Consider the following 486-nt stretch of genomic DNA (forward strand, 5'->3'; position numbering starts at 1 on the left):
CATTTCATTTCTTCATGTTTGAGCCGATTTTTTCTCCCGTAAATGCCTTGAATCAGCCTATTTAGACCGTTTCTTCGCCATTTAAGGCGTTATTCCCAGTTTTTAGTGAGATCTCTCCCACTGACGTATCATTTGGTCCGCCCGAAACAGGTTGGCCAGCGTGAATAACATCGCCAGTTGGTTATCGTTTTTCAGCAACCCCTTGTATCTGGCTTTCACGAAGCCGAACTGTCGCTTGATGATGCGAAATGGGTGCTCCACCTTGGCCCGGATGCTGGCTTTCATGTATTCGATGTTGATGGCCGTTTTGTTCTTGCGTGGATGCTGTTTCAAGGTTCTTACCTTGCCGGGGCGCTCGGCGATCAGCCAGTCCACATCCACCTCGGCCAGCTCCTCGCGCTGTGGCGCCCCTTGGTAGCCGGCATCGGCTGAGACAAATTGCTCCTCTCCATGAAGCAGATTACCCAGCTGATTGAGGTCATGCTC

The 486-nt window shown here is 51.2% G+C and carries 1 protein-coding gene; it reads right to left on the minus strand.

All coding sequences use genetic code 11. The annotated features are described in order from the left end of the window. Window positions 1–102: 102 nt before the first annotated feature. On the minus strand, window positions 103–486 hold a 384-nt coding region (locus K5R89_RS27205; protein ID WP_072263064.1), incomplete at its 5' end, for an IS5/IS1182 family transposase.

Origin of the sequence: Klebsiella sp. TF21-TM (genome assembly GCF_019753495.1) — a bacterium.
Classification (GTDB): Bacteria; Pseudomonadota; Gammaproteobacteria; order Enterobacterales; family Enterobacteriaceae; genus Klebsiella; species Klebsiella quasipneumoniae.